The sequence below is a fragment of the Marinitoga okinawensis genome, assembly GCF_055387075.1.
This window is the reverse complement of record NZ_AP042422.1, coordinates 1,749,105-1,768,098: the sequence shown is the minus strand read 5'-3', so window position 1 is coordinate 1,768,098 and position 18,994 is coordinate 1,749,105. Positions and strand designations below refer to the sequence as shown.

Annotated in this window: 18 protein-coding genes and 1 other RNA gene; 12 read left to right on the top strand and 7 right to left on the bottom strand. The window is 26.6% G+C overall.

Annotation, left to right across the window (positions count from 1 at the left end; genetic code table 11):
- Positions 1-32: 32 nt before the first annotated feature.
- Genes fabD through fabF form a run of 6 tightly spaced genes read right to left on the bottom strand, consistent with a single transcriptional unit; the run spans position 33 to position 5,222 of the window.
- Entirely contained in the window at positions 33-920 is an 888-nt protein-coding gene (fabD, locus tag ACZ5CK_RS08665; RefSeq protein WP_464581421.1) for an ACP S-malonyltransferase, read from the bottom strand.
- A 4-nt stretch (positions 921-924) separates the two neighbouring features.
- Positions 925-1,839, bottom strand: a complete 915-nt coding sequence (locus ACZ5CK_RS08660) for a nitronate monooxygenase (RefSeq protein ID WP_464581420.1) — start codon at positions 1,837-1,839, stop codon at positions 925-927.
- Positions 1,832-2,713, bottom strand: a complete 882-nt coding sequence (locus ACZ5CK_RS08655; RefSeq protein ID WP_464581419.1) for a 3-oxoacyl-ACP synthase III family protein — start codon at positions 2,711-2,713, stop codon at positions 1,832-1,834. The genes ACZ5CK_RS08660 and ACZ5CK_RS08655 overlap by 8 nt, the downstream gene beginning before the upstream one ends.
- A 1-nt stretch (position 2,714) precedes the next feature.
- The gene (gene fabZ, locus ACZ5CK_RS08650; RefSeq protein WP_464582986.1) at positions 2,715-3,134 is read right to left on the bottom strand and encodes a 3-hydroxyacyl-ACP dehydratase FabZ; all 420 of its coding nucleotides are present in this window, start codon (positions 3,132-3,134) and stop codon (positions 2,715-2,717) included.
- Positions 3,134-3,979, bottom strand: coding sequence for a DegV family protein (locus ACZ5CK_RS08645; RefSeq protein WP_464581418.1), 846 nt, complete (start codon positions 3,977-3,979; stop codon positions 3,134-3,136). The genes fabZ and ACZ5CK_RS08645 overlap by 1 nt, the downstream gene beginning before the upstream one ends.
- 13 nt (positions 3,980-3,992) lie before the next feature.
- Positions 3,993-5,222 carry a beta-ketoacyl-ACP synthase II gene (fabF, locus tag ACZ5CK_RS08640; RefSeq protein ID WP_464581417.1) on the bottom strand — a complete coding sequence of 410 codons (1,230 nt, stop codon included), beginning with the start codon at positions 5,220-5,222 and terminating at the stop codon, positions 3,993-3,995.
- Positions 5,223-5,406: 184 nt separating this feature from the next.
- Between fabF and ACZ5CK_RS08635 the strand changes: the two genes are divergently transcribed.
- From ACZ5CK_RS08635 to ACZ5CK_RS08580, 12 genes are read left to right on the top strand one after another with little or no spacing between them, the layout of a single operon-like run.
- A complete protein-coding gene (locus ACZ5CK_RS08635; protein ID WP_464581416.1) occupies positions 5,407-6,078 on the top strand; it encodes a PilZ domain-containing protein in 672 nt (223 codons plus the stop codon).
- A 1-nt stretch (position 6,079) separates the two neighbouring features.
- The gene (locus tag ACZ5CK_RS08630; RefSeq protein WP_464581414.1) at positions 6,080-7,294 is read left to right on the top strand and encodes a GAF domain-containing protein; all 1,215 of its coding nucleotides are present in this window, start codon (positions 6,080-6,082) and stop codon (positions 7,292-7,294) included.
- Positions 7,287-8,231: a hypothetical protein gene (locus ACZ5CK_RS08625; protein WP_464581413.1), complete on the top strand. Its 945-nt coding sequence runs from the start codon at positions 7,287-7,289 to the stop codon at positions 8,229-8,231. The genes ACZ5CK_RS08630 and ACZ5CK_RS08625 overlap by 8 nt, the downstream gene beginning before the upstream one ends.
- A 1-nt stretch (position 8,232) precedes the next feature.
- A complete protein-coding gene (locus ACZ5CK_RS08620; RefSeq protein WP_464581412.1) occupies positions 8,233-8,826 on the top strand; it encodes a hypothetical protein in 594 nt (197 codons plus the stop codon).
- Positions 8,823-10,229, top strand: a complete 1,407-nt coding sequence (gene pelF / locus ACZ5CK_RS08615; RefSeq protein WP_464581411.1) for a GT4 family glycosyltransferase PelF — start codon at positions 8,823-8,825, stop codon at positions 10,227-10,229. Before ACZ5CK_RS08620 ends, pelF begins: the two co-directional genes overlap by 4 nt.
- Positions 10,229-11,647 (top strand): exopolysaccharide Pel transporter PelG, encoded by a 1,419-nt coding sequence (gene pelG, locus ACZ5CK_RS08610; protein ID WP_464581410.1) that lies wholly within the window; start codon positions 10,229-10,231, stop codon positions 11,645-11,647. Before pelF ends, pelG begins: the two co-directional genes overlap by 1 nt.
- The gene (locus ACZ5CK_RS08605; RefSeq protein ID WP_464581409.1) at positions 11,644-13,953 is read left to right on the top strand and encodes a DUF2194 domain-containing protein; all 2,310 of its coding nucleotides are present in this window, start codon (positions 11,644-11,646) and stop codon (positions 13,951-13,953) included. The genes pelG and ACZ5CK_RS08605 overlap by 4 nt, the downstream gene beginning before the upstream one ends.
- Positions 13,943-14,482 carry a 5-formyltetrahydrofolate cyclo-ligase gene (locus ACZ5CK_RS08600; protein WP_464581408.1) on the top strand — a complete coding sequence of 180 codons (540 nt, stop codon included), beginning with the start codon at positions 13,943-13,945 and terminating at the stop codon, positions 14,480-14,482. The genes ACZ5CK_RS08605 and ACZ5CK_RS08600 overlap by 11 nt, the downstream gene beginning before the upstream one ends.
- Position 14,483: 1 nt before the next feature.
- Complete coding sequence (locus tag ACZ5CK_RS08595) at positions 14,484-15,266, top strand: nitrilase-related carbon-nitrogen hydrolase (protein ID WP_464581407.1); 783 nt, start codon at positions 14,484-14,486, stop codon at positions 15,264-15,266.
- An 11-nt stretch (positions 15,267-15,277) separates the two neighbouring features.
- Positions 15,278-16,183, top strand: a complete 906-nt coding sequence (locus ACZ5CK_RS08590) for a carbohydrate kinase family protein (RefSeq protein ID WP_464581406.1) — start codon at positions 15,278-15,280, stop codon at positions 16,181-16,183.
- 10 nt (positions 16,184-16,193) lie between these two features.
- Entirely contained in the window at positions 16,194-17,123 is a 930-nt protein-coding gene (locus ACZ5CK_RS08585; protein WP_464581405.1) for an MJ1477/TM1410 family putative glycoside hydrolase, read from the top strand.
- Positions 17,120-18,583, top strand: a complete 1,464-nt coding sequence (locus tag ACZ5CK_RS08580; RefSeq protein WP_464581404.1) for a glycosyltransferase — start codon at positions 17,120-17,122, stop codon at positions 18,581-18,583. The genes ACZ5CK_RS08585 and ACZ5CK_RS08580 overlap by 4 nt, the downstream gene beginning before the upstream one ends.
- 32 nt (positions 18,584-18,615) lie before the next feature.
- Here ACZ5CK_RS08580 and ssrA read toward each other — a convergent pair.
- Positions 18,616-18,976: a transfer-messenger RNA gene (ssrA, locus tag ACZ5CK_RS08575) on the bottom strand.
- Positions 18,977-18,994 lie beyond the last annotated feature (18 nt).

Below are 18,994 nucleotides of genomic sequence, written 5' to 3'. Positions count from 1 at the left end.
TTTTTATCGGCTGTCTTGTACATATAATAATATTATATTTTTAAAATACTTTTTGGATTTAAACTTTTATCAATCCTTTTTACTAATCCAGTAAGAACTTTTCCTGGGCCAACTTCATATATCTGAGTAACCCCAATTTCCTTCATTTTTCTAATACTATCTACCCATTTTACTGTTCCAGTAATTTGATTAATTATATTTTCTTTTATTTTTTCTGGATCATATTCTAAATTACCAGTATAATTTTGTATAATTTTGTGTTTTGGATTATTAAATTTAATATTTTCTAATTCATGTTTCATTTTTTCTTGAGCAGGTTCAACAAGTTTTGAGTGAAATGGCCCACTCACATTTAACTCAACAACCTTTTTTGCATCTTTTTCTTTTAGTATTTCAAGAGCTTTTAAAACTTCTTGTTTTTCACCACTAATTACAATTTGTTCTGGGGAATTATGATTCGCAATGTTTACATTATTAAATTTAGATAAAACTTTTTGTATATTTTCTATATCTAATCCAATTATTGCTCCCATACCACCAACTCCAGGAGGACAAGCTTCACTCATATATTTTCCTCTAAGACGGACTAATTTTACTGCTTCTTCGAAAGAGACAACTTCTGCTGCTACTAATGCTGTCCATTCGCCCAAAGAATGACCAGCAACAACATCAGGAATAATATTTAATTTTTCAGTTGCATATAAATACATAATATATGAAATAGTCAATAATGCAGGTTGAGCATTTTCTGTCAGAGTTAAAGTTTTTTCGTCTTCTCCAAAAATAATAGATTCTAAATTTACACCAATGGTTTCAGAGGCCTTATCTAAATACTTTTTATATTCAGGATATTTTTCTAAAATTTCTTTTCCCATTCCAAGAGATTGAGAACCCTGACCAGGAAAGACAAATGCTATCATTTTATCACCTCTCAAAATATTTTCTAAGCTCTTCTCCAAATTCTTCAACAATTTCACTTACGCTTTTTATTTCATTGATCAATCCAGCACTTTGTCCAGCCATGAAAGAGCCATTTTCTAAATCTCCATCTATAAACGCTTTTCTTAAACTTCCAACAAGCATTTCTTCGGCTTCTTCTGGCGAAGCTACTTCAAGTTGTTTTATTTTCTTAGCAAATTTAGTTTTTATGACTCTTGCTGGATGTCCAATTGATGCGCCAGTAACAATAGCATCTCTTATTCCAGCTTTTAAAATTAAATTTTTATAATTTTCATGTGCTTCACATTCATGAGTAGCAACAAATCTTGTCCCCATTTGAATTCCTTCAGCACCCAATGCTAAAGCTGCTCTTGCACCTCTTAAATCAGCAATGCCTCCTGCTGCAATAACAGGAATATTTAATACATCAACGAGCTTTGGTATTAAAACCATAGTAGAAACATCACCTATATGTCCTCCGCATTCCATTCCTTCACCAATAATAGCATCAACTCCAGCTTTTTCTAATCTTTTAGCTAAATTTTCCGATGAAACTACAGCTAAAACTTTTATATTTTTTTCTTTTAACTGAGGAATGTATTTTCCTGGATTACCAGCACCAAAAATCACTACAGGAACGTTTTCTTCTTTTGCTATTTCAACTAATTGATTAGCATAAGGGTTTACTAAAATAATATTTACAGCAAAAGTTTTATCGGTTAAAGATTTTATTGTCTTAATAGATTCTTTTAAAATATCAGGAGTCATACTTCCAGCGCCAATGGTTCCAAGACCACCAGCTTCAGAAACTGCTGCAGCTAATTTTGCTGTTCCAACCCATGCCATTCCACCTTCTAAAACAGGATATTTGATATTAAGTAGTTCCGTTACTCTATTCATTGTTGCACCTCCAGGTTATTGCTGATGTTGTCATACCTCCACCAACTGAAATAAGTAAATGATCTTTTAATGAAATTTCGGTATTTCCATAAGTTTTAAATAAGGTTAAAGGAATGCTTACAGCACCAGTATTTCCATATTCTTCTATAATATCTAAAAATTCAAAATCATTAAAGCTTTTTTTAACGCTTTCAAGTATTCTTTTATTTGCTTGATGTGGAACAATTATTTTTTTACCATATTTATCAATATATTGTGATAACATCTTTTTCATATTATTTACAGCGAATTTATATACTCTCTTACCATCCATTACGATTTTTTTATTTTCATTTATATTTAAAGCATCTAAATATTCTGAATCATACATAACTCTATGATCACAAATACATTTATCATGATTTTCTAAAATCATAGCAACAGCGGCATCAGAAAACAAAATTGCAGTATTGATATCATTTTCTTCGACAAGATCCGACAATTTTTCTGAGACTATTAATAGTATTTTATTCGCAATATTTTCTCTAAACATGACATCTGCAATATGTAATGAGGTTACAAAACCCACAAATCCATTTGATACGTCTATACCATAACGCGAATTTTTAATCTTCAATTTTTCAAATATTCTGACATAAAAAGGAACATAATGTGCTCCTACAGAAGAAACGAATAGTACAGTATCAACTCCACCAAGATCTAAACCTTCTGCTGCCTTTATTCCCATTTGAAATACATCTACTTCAGATATATACCTATTTCTTATACCAGTTCTTTTATATATCCAATCTTCAGAGACATTGAATTTTTTTGCTAAAAATTGATTATCCAAAATTTTTTCTGGGATAAAAGCATTAATTTGTGATATATACATGTTATCCCTTCTTTATTCCAACCATTAATTCTGCACTGGTAACGGTTTTATTTTCTACCTTTGCATTTACTTTTAACTTATACATACCCATTTTTTCCTGTATTACTTCAATTTCATATATTAATTTATCACCTGGTCTAACTTCTCTTTTAAATCTTGCTTTATCAATACCAAGGAATAATGGGATAGAATTTTCTTTTAAATCTTTCATTAATAATATTCCAGCAGTTTGGGCTAATCCTTCTATTATTAATACTCCTGGCATAATTGGATAATCAGGGAAATGTCCTTGAAATTGTGGTTCATTTATGCTTACATTTTTATATGCAATTATTTTATTTTCAGTTATTTCGATAACACCATCGACAAGCAAAAACGGATATCTATGTGGTAGTATCTTTATTATTTCATCAATGTTCATTATTCCCATTGTGTAATCACCCCCACAGCATCTGGACCTAAATGTGTTCCAATTACAGGATCAAGTAAAGAATAAAAAATATCATCATCATTTATTCCTCTATTCCTTAATTCTTCTAAAATCAAGGACCCATATTTAAGGTTACCTGTGTGAATCACTGCAATTCTTTTAAGTCTCATGGTATCAATTCTTTCAATGGCAATATTGGTTAATTCTTTAATCATTTTATTATTACCTCTAACATTTTTTACAGGAATGATTTCACCTTCAGTTAAAGATAAAATGGGTTTCATATTTAGTAAACTACCCATTAATGCTTTAGCTTTTCCAATTCTACCGCCTTTATATAGGTAATCAATGTTTGTTACACTAAAGATGGTTTTAGTAGTTAAATAAAAATGTTTAGCATATTCTAATAATTGTTCTAATGTGTATTTTTTTGACTTAATTTTTTCTAATAATTCCATTACCAAAAAACCTAAACCAAAACTTGTTAATTTAGAATCTATTGCAAATATTCTTTTTTCATCAACCATTGAAGCTGCGAGTTTTGCAGAGTTTAAAGTTCCGCTAAGTTTTTCGGAAATAGTTATGGTGATTAAATAATCATATTTTTTTAACATATCTCTATATACATTTTCGAAATCCTTCACTGATGGTTGAGAAGTAAGTGGAACATATGATCCAACTTTTAATTCTTCATAAAAAGTGGTGGTACATAGATCTATGGCTCTGATATGATTACTATTTCTTAAAATATATAATGAAGCGTATCCAACATCGTTTTTTTCTAAAAAATCTATAGGTAGATTACAAGTGTTATCTGTTACAATTCCAATATTCATTTAAATCAACTCCTTATAAGCTTCTATAAACAATAGAAACATTATGTCCTCCAAATCCGAAAGCGTTCTTTATAGCGTATTTTGTTTTATAATTTACGGTTTCTTTAGGTATATTTAAATCTTTTAATTCATCATCAGGATTTACTAAGTTTGGCATGCCGTGAATAAATCCTTCTTTCATTTGTAATATAAGTCCAATAAATTCTATTGCAGCAGCACCACCTAAGGCATGACCAAATAAAGTTTTTGAACCTTGTATATATATTTTTTTTGCATGATCACCAAAAGCATTTCGTAAGGCTCTAGTTTCTGCGATATCTCCTGATGGTGTTGAGGTAGCATGGCAATTAGCTAATTCAATTTTTTCTGGATCAATATTAGAATCTTTTAAAGCTATTTTTATTGCTTTAGCTGCACCTGTTCCGTTTTCATCAGGAGCACTAATATGATACGCGTCTCCACTCATTCCAAAACCCTCAATATATCCATAAACATTAGCATTTCTTTTTTTTGCATGTTCTTCGGATTCTAATACTACAACTCCAGCACCTTCCCCCATAACAAAACCGTCTCTATCTTTATCGAAAGGTCTTGATGAACCTTTTGGATCATCATTTCTTGTAGATAAAGCTTTCATATTAGCAAAAGCTGCTATTGGCATTGGATCTATAGTAGCTTCGGCACCGCCAACTATTGCAACGTCTACATATCCATGTCTAATTAACATAGTTCCCATTGCTATAGCGTGTAAAGATGAAGCGCAAGCACTAACAGTATTAAAATTTGGTCCTTTTAATCCGAATTCTATTGATACTACACCAGATGCCATATCTGATATCATCATGGGAATTAAAAATGGACTAACAACCTTTGGACCTTTTTTTTCCATTTTTTGAAATTCTTTATATAAAGTTTTAAATCCACCTATTCCTGAAGCGACAATGACGGCAGCATTTTCTTTCCATTCTCCATCTTCTAAATTGCTATCTTCTAATGCTTCTTTTGTAGCAGCAATAGCAAATTGTAAAAATCTATCATATCTTTTTGCAATTTTTTTATCCATATACAATAAGGGATCAAAGTCTTTAACTTCTCCAGCAATTTTTACTTTGTGATCAGTAGTATCAAATTGGGATATGTGATCAATACCTATAACCATATTTTTTAAATTTTCTTTGAATTCATCTTTAGATTTTGCAATAGCATTAATAACTCCTAATCCTGTTACAACAACTTTTCTCATGCTAATACCTCCTAAAATTAATTTTATTTTATGTATTATTATTGCCGTATTTATTATTAGCAACACTATGCCAATTTAAAAATATAGTATAAGTGTTCTATTATAGTAAAATTTTTTTATTAAATAAAAAATTAGGATTTTATAGTATAATAATATTATACTTATAGTTTAAGGAGAGTGAATTATGTCTAATAGGGATAGTAATGTTTTTATAGAAAGATTAAATATAAAAAGAGTATTAGATATAGGTGATTTAATAGATGTTGAATATATTAATCAACATATTATTGCTAATAGTAGAATTATTGATCTGGATTTTATAAATCATAGAGGACGTATATTACCACCTTTATATAAAAATATGAGAATTCACTCAATCAGAGGTGAAAAAATAAATATAAGAATATATGAAAGAGCTTCTAACTATATGATTAAATCTAAGATTTTAAATGTTGAAAAAGAATATTTAGAGATATTCCTTCCTCGTATAGCCTATAAAATTCAAAAAAGATTATTTTATAGAATACCAATTATTAGAGAAGGAGTCTTAAAAGATGAAGAAAATAATATAATTTCTTTTGAAACACGGGATTTTAGTGCAGGAGGAATGCTTATAGTTACTAAAAAAGATATAGATGAAGAAAAGGATTACATTATAGAAAATTTGCATATTGATGAAACTCTTAATTTAAAGGATATTAATGTTAAAACAGTAAGAAAAATAGGCGAAAATATCTTTGGAGAAAAAATGTATGGTATGAAATTTTTAAATATTGATTATAAGACAGAAAAAAACATTGTTAGATATGTTAATTTATATTCAATAAAATCCAAGCATTTGATTCGGGAGGATTAAAATGAAAAATATAAAATTATATGGTTTTCTTGAAATATTTATTATAAATTTTACATTGTTTTTGTTGGATATAACATTAAAATATTTTGGATATGTCTTTGTAGAACCTAATCCATATTTTATTTTTACATTATTTGTTGCTGTTCGTTATGGAATAAATTATTCACTTATATCAGGTGCTATAAGTACTTTTTTGATGTTTTTTTCTGTTTATTTAAATGTTAATAAAGATTTTTTTAATGTTATTATTAATTGGGATGTTTTAAAAATTCCATTATTTATTTTTTCATTTGGCCTTATAATAGGTTTTTTTAGGGATATGTATAAACAACAAATAGATTTAAAAGATGAACAAATAGAATTATTAAAAGAAAAAATAAAATCGTTGGAAGAAGATATTAGAAAGTATCAAAATGTAACTGATGACTTAGAACATAAGCTGGTTTTAGAGAAACAGGGTGTTTCATTGCTTGTAGATAGACTTAAAGATATAGAATATGATAATGAAGAAGATATTTTTAATGAGGCAATAGATCTTGTTTCAGATTTTATAAATGCAAAATCAGTTTCCATTTATACCTTGAGTAAAAATAATTTTTTGAGATTAAAAGTAAGAAAAGGACCTCAATTTTTACCAAATTCTTTTCCTTTAGAAAAATCAGTTGTTATTAGTTTAGCAAGAGAAATAGGTAGTGCTAATGCAAATGTTCTTTACCTAACAGAAGCAGATTATGATTTTGAATTTGAACCAGCTATGGCAGTAGCTATTAAATATAGAGAAAAGATTTTAGGGTTTATTTTGGTTGAAATAATAGATCCAGAAAAAATAAATAAAAATACAGAAATATATTTAAAGATATTAGCTGATTGGTTAAGTACTTTATTATTATCTTCATCTGAATTGAATGAAAAATCAAATTTACCATATTGGTCTATAGAAAACTATAATACTATTTTAGAAAAAATAGAAGAAAGACGAGTTAGATTTAATATACCATATTCTATAATAATAGCAAAGGTAAAAAACGAAAATATTTCATATGAAAAGTTAAGATCTTATATACGTGATACAGATTATTTGTTTTATGATGAAAAAAATAAGGAAATTAGAATAATATTAGCATCAAGTGCTCAAGATGGACTTAATAGAGTATTGGAAAATATGAAAAAACATGAAAATATAAAAATATTGGAGGCATATACAAAGAGTGAATAAAGAAAAAATATATTTTATATTATCTTTTTTAGCAGTAGTATTTGGTATTGTATCAATAATTTTTTTAATTATGGATTTTAAATTATATGGAATGATAACTGTGCTATTATATATAGCAATTTCGTATTTTTTAATCTATATTATTGAAAAAAGAATATTTTTTTCTATGATTAAATTATTTATAGCATTAATATTATACCCATTTTATCCCATAATTTTATATTTTAGGTATAGAAATATAAAACCACTATATAAACCTATAGATTTTGGCGAAGATGAATTAATACAAACGAAAAATGTTAATTTTTCTTCTGTAGATTTAGCTCCATTTCATATAATTTTAAAATATGGAGATCCAGCCCAAAGAAAATATGTTGTAAGATTGATATATAATTCAATAAAAAGTGAAAAAATAGATTTTATTTATGGAATAAAATTGCTTAGAGAAGCTATAAAAATTGATTCTCATCCAGACGTTGTGTTATATGCATCAGATGCTTTATCTAATTTAGAGAATTTTTTAGTAGAAAAAATTTCATATTATATGAATAATTTAAATACTTTGGAAGATTATATAAATTATGGTAAATACTCATATTATTATGCAAATTCCGGATTTCTTGCGGGAGAACATAAAATTGAAGTTTTATGGCAATCTTTGATTATTTTAAGAGCTTCGTTAGAAGTATTTATAGATAGTCCTAAATTAATAATAACAGTACTAAAAATTCTGGAATCTCTTGAAGAATATGAAGAATTAGAGAATATGTTAGAAGAATATTTAGAAAAATTTAAAGCGCAAGAAATTTATGAATTTTCGATTTTATATTATATAAAAAGAAAAAATCAAAAAAAAGTACAAAAAGTTCTTTCAGAATTTTTAGAATTACAATTTTCCCCTAAAGAGGAAGCAATAAGATATATGTTGGGAGGATAATATGAAAAGAAAAAACAAATTAATTAATCAAATTTTACAGCCATATTATTTGTTGTTTGGATTAACAATTTTCTTAATAATTGCTGTAATTATAGCAAATTATAAAACTGGAACAAATTTTGATCCTAATTATATAAAAAATCTTCCATGGCAGAAGCGAACTTCATATTTGAAGAAAAAAGAATTAATATCTAAATTAAAAGATAAAAAATTTTACACTGATAAAGATTTAATATTAATAAATGAATTAATTGGTATATCTAAAACACTTGAGGATAAAAAAACTTTAGAGTATGCCGAAAGATTAAAATATAGTTATTTAGTATCCTCATTAAAGGAAATGACCGGATCCAGTAATATAAATATTTTGAAAAACATGAGCTTTAAAGAAAAATTATCTTTATATACTTTAACAGGGAATAAAGAATATCTTATGGATATTATGAAGAATTCTGATAAAATACAAAAAATAATGGTTTTGTTGATATTAAAACAATATTACCCAAATGAATTTGAAATAATTTCAAAAAACTTTATGTCTGAGGATATAAAATATATAGAAAAATTTTTGGAAAATATGGGTGATAATAAATGAAAGTAGGTATTATATTTGAAGGGACATATCCTTATGTTACTGGTGGAGTTTCCAGTTGGGGACATAATTTAATAAGATCTATGGAAGATATAGAGTTTTGTGTAATACAAATAGGCGATGTTCCGAGGATTAGAAAACCTAAATATATTTTTCCAGAGAATGTTACTGACTATTTTGAATATTTTTTATTTGCGGAATATGATTTTTTTAAGAAAAGAAGTATTCCTGAAAGTTTTTTTGAAGGGCTTAAAAATGTTCTTATATATCCTTTTGAGGAAAAAACTATGGCAAATAAATTGTTTGAACTTTTTAAAAAACAGCCGGATTTAGATTTCACCAGAATTTTAAAATCTGGTTTCTATTGGGATGTAAGTTTAGAATTTTATAAAACATATATACCTTATGAGGATTTCACTAACTATTATTGGACATTACAATCTATGTTATTACCTTTTTTAAATTCTATGACAGTAGATTTCCCAAAATGTGATGTGTATCATACTATTACAACAGGATATGCGGGTATATCGGCAATAATGAATGGTATGAAAAATAACATTCCCGTGATTTTAACAGAACATGGAATATATCATAGAGAAAGGCAATTAGAAGTTTTAAAGGCAGATTGGATAAAAGATGAATATAGATTGGCATGGATAAAATTGTTTAATACTATTAGTTCTCTTGTATATAAAGGTTCTCAAAAAATAACAACATTATTTTCTAAAAATCAAATGTTTGAAAAAGAGCTATGTGATGATGAGTCAAAAATGATGGTAATACCTAATGGAATAGATTATGAAAAATTCTCAAAATTGAAGTATAGAAAAGAAAAAAATCCTTTTATTGTCGGTTTAGTTGGAAGAGTGGTAGAAATTAAAGATATTAAAACAGCAATTAAGGCAGCAAAATTAATAAAAGAAAGAATAAAAAATTTTAAATTGTATATAATTGGACCAACAGATGAAGAACCAGAGTATTTTGAAGAATGTAAAAAAATGATAGAAATTTTCAGATTAGAAGATACAATAGAATTTACAGGTAAAGTAAATGTTTTGGATTATTATCCAAAATTGAATGTGTTATTACTCTCAAGCGTTAGTGAAGGACAACCTTTAGTTATATTAGAAGCATTTGCAGCGGGTATACCTGTTGTTACTACAGATGTTGGTGCTTGTTCTGAAATGATTCATGGAACAAAGGAAGATATTGTTGGAGATACAGGAATTGTAGTTAAACCAAAAGATTTTGTTTCATTAGCTAATGGAATTATTAAGTTATATGAAGATGATGAATTTAGAATGAAAGCATCTGAAATAGCTAGGATTAGAGTTCAAAAAAGATATCGTTTAAATCAGATGATAAAAAATTATAGAAATTTGTATTTATCGGTGGTGAAATAATGGCAGGGGTAGGTTTTAGACTTAATAAGATGTTTCATAAAGGTGGAGTATCAACAGATTTATTAGCAATAGCCTACTCTATTATGGTTTCTTCAGGACCATGGATTATTACAACTATATCGTTATGGATAATATTAACAGTTTTTAAAACAAATGATATATATTTTAATGTCGCAATAGTATATTCTTTTATAGTATCAATAATAATTTCTGGATTATTTATAATGTTTGAGTCTAGAAGGATTTCAGATTTAATATTTTCAAAACAATATAAAAAAATATTGCCAGAAGTCATGGGAATGCTTGTTTGTAGTTCTTTGATATTAATTTTAATTATGATAGTTTTTTTTGCTTTTAATCATCATGAATTATGGTTTGTAGCTTCTTTTTCATATTTAACATTATCTTTATTAACTTTGTGGATAATGTCAATAGCTTCACTTTCAAGTGATTCTGTTAATTGGTATATTATGGCATTTTTGATAATGGGCTTTTTTTCCATATTATTTTCAAATATTTTTGGTAGAGATAATAATTCTATCGGATATATATTAGGTTATGCATTAGGAGTAAATATTGGGATTTTCCTCCATTATCTAATTGCTTTAATATATTTTGGAACTGATTTTGATGTGTCTTTTGAGTGGATTGGTGAAACAAAAAAATATTGGCAAAATATTTTAATAGGATTTACATATTATTTGGCATTATGGATAGATGATTTTGTTACATGGTATTCTCCACAATTTGGTGAAATCCCTTTAAAAGGTTTTCATTTTTCTTTTATATATGATAATCCGATGTTTATTGCTTACTTAACTATAATCCCAACGTCAACTATGTTTATTTTAGTTTTAGAAACAAGATTTTATAAAACCTATAAATTATTTTATGATTCTTTAAGAGAAGGTTATAATTATGAAGAAATAGAAATTCGTAAAAACAGTATGTTAAAAGAATTGAAATATGATGTTAGTTTAGTTGTTAGGGTTCAACTGATAATAACATTATCTTTGTTTTTATTGAATGAAATAAATCTTATACCTTTTGTTTCAGAAAGTTTGAAACCAATTTTAAGAATAGGATTAATAGGTGCTATGCTTAATTCTTTTTATTTGATGATTATGTTATTACTTCTATACTTTGATTTTAGGAACACAGCACTGTATTTAAATATTTCTGTTTTTTTAATTAATCTAATACTAAGTATAATATTTACATACAAATTAGGATATTATGCTTTAGGAGCTAGTTATTCTATAGCCTTTACAATAGGAACATTTGTAGGGTATAAGTTATTATTATCAAAAGTAAATAATATAATACAACTTGAATATTTTAGGCAAAAATTAGCCGTAGAACCAGGGTTTTATTTAGAATTTAATGATATTAAAAAATTAATGGAGGAGCAAAAATGAAAAAAACTATAATATTAATTTTATTGTTAGTATTATCATTATCTTTGTTTGGGCAAAAAAATTTATTATTGTTATATAAAAAATCTGAACAATATGGGGAGTTTATGTTCAAATATCATATAATACCTATTTTAGAAAAATATAATATAAAATACGAATTAAAGAATGTAGAGGAAATGAATTATTATAGAATTGATAATAAAAAGTATTTTGGAGTAATAAGTTGGTATTACTCACCAGAAATAAAAGATTCACATTTGTATTTAAGACAATTAGCAAATTTTATAGAAAACGGAGGTTTTTTCTTTTTCTTTAATAATTTAGGAGTAACTTCAGATATTAGAGAAATAAATAATCTTTTAGATAAAATTGGTATTCATTATATGTATGGGTATAAAGAATTGGAAAATTATCAGATTAATTATAATAAAGATTTTTTTCTTACAGAACCATCTACTCAAATAAAAAGACCTGTAGAAAAGTATAGGGTATTTGAAAGTGAAGATAAAATATTAATGCAATTCGAAACAAGTAATGATGATTATCCGATGATTATTTTAACTAAAAATGGTGGTGCTGCAATATTTAACAGTTTTACCGATGTTAAGGGTAATATCATTATAAATATTGAGAAGATTTTATTAAATTTTATAAATCAAAAGGTTGGAAATAAAGGAAAAGTTTTAATTATAAAAACAAAGTATGATAATGAACAATTTTTATCATATCAAAATAATTTATATAAAATGTTTGATTATGCTAAAATAAATTATGATGTTTTAAATGTAGAGGATTTTTATAATTTTTCATATTTTGATCTTATCCCATACAAAACTATTATATGGAATACTGATGCAAAATATGTAAAGACAAAAACTATAGAAAGATATATAAATAATGGAGGTTCTTTTATACTTTCAACAGATATTTATAATACACCTTGGAGTACTAATATTAAAGAAGATAATATAAATATTTCAAAAATACTTTTTTCTAAAAAATTGTTTCCTGTTGGAAATGACGAAAAAGGAACTATAATAAATAGAGATTTTAATATTTCTTTTAATATTTCTTTAGATAACAAATATCAAATTTTGGTTTATTTAGAAAATGAAAATGCTAAAGTTCCAGCTATCTGGTATAAAAAGGTTAATAAAGGATATATTGGCTATATATATCCAGATATTATATTAAAATCTGTTAGAGGTTTAATTCTACAATCTGTACTTGAAATGCAAGATATTTCTATAGCGGGTTTATTGAATTCTTTTATTTTTTATATTGACGATTTCCCTCTTCCATCATATAATATAGAAAGATTAGAAATTAATGGGAAAAAAGTTACTGATGATGAATATTATTATGATATATGGTGGCCATCTATAAAAAAGTTTGCAAAAAAATATAACATAAAATATACTTTTGTAACTCCTTTAAGTTATAATGGCTCGAGTATACCGCCATTTGAATTTACAGAATTTTTTATTAGTAAAAATAACAATCCATATAAAGCCATGAGAGAAATTGATAAATCGGATTTTGAATTAGGCCTTCATGGATATAATCATAATTCTTTAACAAAAGATAAATGGGCAAATGCTGAAAATATAAAGCTTAGTTTAAGAGCAGCTAAAGAGTTTATTAGTAAAATAATTGGTCATGATATTATTATAAGTAGCTATGTTGCCCCAAATAATTTAATAGATGAATTTGGAGTAAAGAATCTTCTTGAAGGTATTCCCACAATACGAACAATTGGAACAATATATCAAAGTGAATCTAATTTATCAGAATATGTTATTAGAAATAACTATACACTTATAATACCAAGATCAACGTATGGTTATTATCCTTTGACAAGATTATATTCTACAACTATTAATACTTTAGCTAATTTTGGAACATTTCAACATTTTATACATCCAGATGATGCTTTTGCAAAAGATAGAAATCCCGAAAATTTAACTTGGGATGAAATGTATAATAACTTAGAAACTTTTTATAATACAATAAAATCTAAATTTCCATGGTTGAGGAACCAAACAGCATCTGAAGCTTATCCTTATTTTTTTGATTACTTAACCCAAAAAGTAAAATATAATTATGATGAAAATAATTTAACAGTAATAGTACCAAATTCATCATTATTTCCAAAATATTTTATGGTGAAAAGCAAAAAGAATATTAGAAAAATAACTGGAGGTAAGATTATCCATTATTATAGAGAAAATAATTTATTTATTTTAGAAATGGATAGAAATATTATGAATATTGAATTTATGAGTGGTGAAAGTAATGAAAAATGATATTAGAAAGGAATTTCTCAGAAAAAGACTAAATTTAGATGTATCGTTATATGAAAAATATAATCAGGTTATATATGAAAAAGTATTAGAATTTTTATCAAATGTAGAATTTAATAGTATAGCTATGTATTACCCTTTTAAAAAAGAAGTGGATTTATTAAAATTAGTTGGAGTTTTGAAGGATAAAGATATATTATTTCCAAAAGTTATTGGAAATAATATGATTTTTGTAAAAATTAATTCTTTTAGCGATTTTAAAAAAGGAAAATTTGGTATAATGGAACCAAGTGGGGGACCTTATGGAAAAGAAATAGATGTATATCTGATACCAGGTGTAGCTTTTGATAAGAAATTATATAGATTAGGATATGGTGGAGGATTTTTTGATAAATATTTTTCAAAACAGAGAACGGGATTAAAAGTAGGCATTGCGTTTGATTTTCAAATCATAGATAAATTACTCGTCTTTGATTATGATATAAAAATGGATAAAATAATTACAGAAAAAAGAATTATTGAGGGTGATTAATATGAAAATAGGATTAGTTCAATTTAAACCAGAGCTTTTTCAAGTAAAAGAAAATGTTGAAAAAGGAATAAAATTAATAGAAAATGAAGATGCGGAATTGTTTGTTTTTCCGGAATTAGCTTTTACAGGTTATACATTTAATACAAAGAATGAAGTAGAATGGGTTTCTGAAGATATAACTGGATTTTCAATAAAATCTTTTAGAGATTTTGCATTTTCTAAAAATACAAATGTTGTTTTTGGTTTTGTAGAAAAAAAAGAAAATAAATTTTATAATTCTTCTATTTTAATAAAACCCGATGGTAAATATAGAATTTATAGAAAAACTCATTTATTCTATGAAGAAAAATTATTTTTCGAAAGAGGAAATACCGGTTTTTGGGTTGAAGATATTAATGGAGTTAAAATTGGTCTTGCAATATGCTTTGACTGGTTTTTCCCGGAATCATTTAGAACGCTTGCATTAAAGGGGGCTCAAGTAATAGCACATAGTGCTAATTTAGTAATGCCATATTGTCAGGAAGCAAATAAAATAAGATCATTAGAAAATAGAGTGTTTATTGTTACATCAAATAGATGGGGAGAAGAAGTTAATGTTTTAAATTCAAATAATTTTACAGGCATGAGCCAAATTACAAATCCTAAAGGTGAGGTTATCATAAGATTTTCTAAAAAAGGAGATAAAGTAAAAGTTGTTGATATAAATCCTGATGAAGCACTTAATAAAAATATAAATAAATATAATCATATTTTTGAAGATAGGATAGAAAAATTTTATAAATAGGAGAGATGAAAATGTTTTTATCAATAGGCGAAGTTTTGATTGATTTTATAACAGAATCTTTTTCATTAAAAAATGCAAACGTTTTCCATAAATTCTTTGGAGGATCACCAGCAAATATAGCGATAAATGTTTCAAATCAGGGTATAGATAGCTATTTATTATCTGCAGTTGGAGAAGATCCATTTGGGGAATTTATAATAGACTTTTTAAAAGAATATAAAGTAAAAACTGATTATATACATATATCTCCAAAAATAAATACAGATGTTGTGTTTGTAAACAAATCTAAAGACACACCAGAATTTAAAGCATATAGGAATGCATCTTTAAATTTAGATATTCCAAAAAATATTGACTTAAATAAATTTAAAATTATTCATATTTCATCCTGGGCTGTATCAGAAACAACTCAATATGAAAAAATTCTAAATTTAATTAAAATTGCAAAAAAACGCAACATAATTATTGGATTTGACCCGAATTACAGAAAAGTGTTATGGCATAATAAATATACAATTTTAGAAGTTTTGCAAGCTATAGGTCCATATATTGATATTATTAAGCCTTCATTAGATGATGCTGAACATATTTTTGGGAAAGACAGTCTAGAAAATTACTATACGTATTTTAAAGAGTATAATTTTAACAATATTATATTTACCTTAGGTAAAGATGGTGTATTTATTAAAAATAATGAGATAAATAAGAGAATATCAACCTATGCCTCAGAGGTAAATGATGTTACTGGTGCAGGTGATGCAGTATGGTCTGGAATTTATATTGGACTATTAAATGGATTAGATATAATTAAATCAACAAAATTAGGATTGGCTTTTGCTGCTGAAAAATTAAAATATATTGGTGCAATTGCTCCTATCGAATATTGGAAAATATTAAAAAATAAATATGAAATATAAGGTGAGAATTATGTCAAAAGAATTAATTATTATAACCGCAATATTTATAGTACTTATTTCTTTCCTTTTTATACCAAAAAAGGAAACTATTGAAGTACCTGTAATCTATCAAATTAATGGCCCTAATATTGATAATATAATTAGAAACTATAAGCCTAAATTTCTAATTATAGATTATTCTAAGGATGGGTCAGACGAAAAAAAATTTACGCACAATGAGATAAATAAATTGAAAAATTTGAATATTATCCCTTTGGCATATTTAAGTATAGGTGAAGCAGAAGATTATAGATTTTATTGGGATGAAAATTGGTATGATAATCCGCCAAAATGGTTGGATAGTGAAAATCCAAGATGGCCTGGAAACTATAAAGTAAAATATTGGTATGATGAATGGAAAAACATAATTTTTGATTATTTAGATAAGATAATTGATCAGGGGTTTATGGGAGTTTATATAGATTTAGTTGATTCTTATAAATTTTGGGCAGAAAATGGGTACGATATAGAATCAACAGCTTCTGAAATGATTAAGTTTGTAATTGAAATTGCTGAATATGCTAGAAAAAAGAATCCTGTATTTTTAATAGTTCCTCAAAATGCAGAAGATATATTAGAATATGATTATAATGATAAATATCTAAATACAATTTCTGGTCTTGGAGTAGAGAGTTTATTTTATAAAAAAACTAATAAACGTTCTGAAAAATATGTAAACAATAGACTTAAATACATATTAAGAGTTAGAAATTCCGGAAAATTTGTACTTGTTACTGATTATATATATAATCAAAAAAATCCTAACAAAGATATAATTTTTGATTTTATAAATTTATGTAATAAATATGGTTTTTATGGATATCCTGCTAATATAAATCGAAAATTAAATGATATATCTGGAGCATTAAAATATTATAAAATAAATGAGGTGAAAAAATGAGAATTGCATTTTTTAATCCCCAAGGGAATTTTGATAAAAATAATTCTAGACTAACAGAACATCCTGATTTTGGAGGTCAATTAATATATGTAAGAGAAGTTGCTATGGAATTATCAAAACTAGGGGTTGATGTTGATATTTTTACAAGAAAAATAATTGATAAAAATTGGCCAGAGTTTATGGATGATTTTGACTATTATGAAGGTTATAATAATTTGAAAATTATAAGAATACCTTTTGGAGGAAATAAATTTTTAAGGAAAGAGTTGTTATGGCCACATTTAAAAGAATTTGCAGAAGACATTTTAAAATATTATGATTCTATAGGCAAAATGCCAGATTTTGTAACAACCCATTATGGAGATGGAGGTATTACAGGAGCGATATTTGAAAATATTACTCATATCCCATTTTCTTTCACGGCGCATTCTTTAGGAGCGCAAAAAATGGATAAATTAGGAATAAATAAATTTAATTTCGATGAATATGATGAAGAATATAATTTTTCTATAAGAATAAATGCAGAAAGGGTTTCCATGAATCGTTCGGCATTTAATATAGTAAGTACCAATCTTGAAAGATTCGAACAGTATGGGCATCAATTGTATGATGGCGCTATAGATGTAAATGATGATTCTAAGTTTAAAGTTATTCCACCTGGGGTAAATGTTAAAACATTTTCATCAGAAAATAAGGAATTAGATAATGTTTTTTGGAATGAAATAGAAAAATATTTAATTAGAGATATAGAAAATAGAGAGAAACAATATATAATTGTTTCCAGTAGAGTGGATGAAAAAAAGAATCATCTTGGTGTAGTTAGAGCATATGCAAAGTCTAAAGAGCTTCAAAAAATGGCGAATCTGGTTATTTTTGTTAGAGGTTTAAAGAATGGTTTTGAAGATATAAATAAATTATCTGAAAAAGAGAAAAAAATTATAGGAGAAATAGAAAGAATAGTAGAAGATCACGATTTATACGGAAAAGTATCATTATTTGATGTGCCTGGTCAAGATGAATTAGCAAGTGCGTATAGATATTTTGTTAGAAAAAAATCTGTTTTTGTTTTGCCAGCTTTTTATGAACCATTTGGATTAGCTCCTATTGAGGCAGCAGCAGTAGGTCTTGCTGTTGTTGCAACTAAAAATGGTGGTCCTATGGAATCATTTGATAAAGGTAAATATGGGGTATTGATAGATCCATTTGATATAAAGGATATAGAAAAAGGCATTTTAGATGGATTGAAAAATTTTGATAAATATTCTGAATTAGGTAAAAAGAGAGTTTTAGAAAATTATACATGGGAAATTACTGCTAAAAGATATCTTAAAAGTATAGAAGAGTATTTAAAAAAGCCTATTAGAAAAGAGAATTATTTGAAGATACCTGGATACTTTTTTAACGAAAAAAATGAAGTAGATAAAAGTTTTATATTAAAATATTTGAAAAAAGCAAAATAAAAGGGAGCCGAAAGGCTCCTTTTTAAAAATGCTGGTGGAGACGGCGGGAGTCGAACCCGCGTCCGAAAGTAAAGTAAGCCGGACATCTCCGAGCGCAGCCTGTGTTTTAATTTTTGCTTAATCTTCTCCCACAGGCAGGATAAGATTAAGCTATCTCCCTAAGATTTCCCTAAAAACCCGGGAGAAAGGTTTTTAGGTAAGGGTCATAATTATGACGTCCTATTTAACCATTTGACCCAGAACGGTTAATAGGACGGCTGCTAATTAAATTAAGCAGCTAAAGCGTAATTTTCTTCGGCAATTCTCTTTTTTGACCGATTATTTTACGTGGTAACAGTCTTCCACGGCTCGCTTTCCGACTTACTCTACCCCCGTCGAAACCGTTTCGTCCCCAAACGAATATGATTATAA

Coding starts and splice junctions, on each gene's coding strand:
- ACZ5CK_RS08605 (WP_464581409.1), top strand. CDS start 11,644: ATGAAAAAAACTATAATATTAATTTTATTGTTAGTATTATCATTATCT.
- fabF (WP_464581417.1), bottom strand. CDS start 5,222: ATGAGAAAAGTTGTTGTAACAGGATTAGGAGTTATTAATGCTATTGCA.
- ACZ5CK_RS08590 (WP_464581406.1), top strand. CDS start 15,278: ATGTTTTTATCAATAGGCGAAGTTTTGATTGATTTTATAACAGAATCT.
- ACZ5CK_RS08660 (WP_464581420.1), bottom strand. CDS start 1,839: ATGAATAGAGTAACGGAACTACTTAATATCAAATATCCTGTTTTAGAA.
- ACZ5CK_RS08635 (WP_464581416.1), top strand. CDS start 5,407: ATGTCTAATAGGGATAGTAATGTTTTTATAGAAAGATTAAATATAAAA.
- ACZ5CK_RS08645 (WP_464581418.1), bottom strand. CDS start 3,979: ATGAATATTGGAATTGTAACAGATAACACTTGTAATCTACCTATAGAT.
- ACZ5CK_RS08585 (WP_464581405.1), top strand. CDS start 16,194: ATGTCAAAAGAATTAATTATTATAACCGCAATATTTATAGTACTTATT.
- pelG (WP_464581410.1), top strand. CDS start 10,229: ATGGCAGGGGTAGGTTTTAGACTTAATAAGATGTTTCATAAAGGTGGA.
- pelF (WP_464581411.1), top strand. CDS start 8,823: ATGAAAGTAGGTATTATATTTGAAGGGACATATCCTTATGTTACTGGT.
- ACZ5CK_RS08630 (WP_464581414.1), top strand. CDS start 6,080: ATGAAAAATATAAAATTATATGGTTTTCTTGAAATATTTATTATAAAT.
- fabZ (WP_464582986.1), bottom strand. CDS start 3,134: ATGAACATTGATGAAATAATAAAGATACTACCACATAGATATCCGTTT.
- ACZ5CK_RS08580 (WP_464581404.1), top strand. CDS start 17,120: ATGAGAATTGCATTTTTTAATCCCCAAGGGAATTTTGATAAAAATAAT.
- ACZ5CK_RS08620 (WP_464581412.1), top strand. CDS start 8,233: ATGAAAAGAAAAAACAAATTAATTAATCAAATTTTACAGCCATATTAT.
- fabD (WP_464581421.1), bottom strand. CDS start 920: ATGATAGCATTTGTCTTTCCTGGTCAGGGTTCTCAATCTCTTGGAATG.
- ACZ5CK_RS08600 (WP_464581408.1), top strand. CDS start 13,943: ATGAAAAATGATATTAGAAAGGAATTTCTCAGAAAAAGACTAAATTTA.
- ACZ5CK_RS08655 (WP_464581419.1), bottom strand. CDS start 2,713: ATGTATATATCACAAATTAATGCTTTTATCCCAGAAAAAATTTTGGAT.
- ACZ5CK_RS08595 (WP_464581407.1), top strand. CDS start 14,484: ATGAAAATAGGATTAGTTCAATTTAAACCAGAGCTTTTTCAAGTAAAA.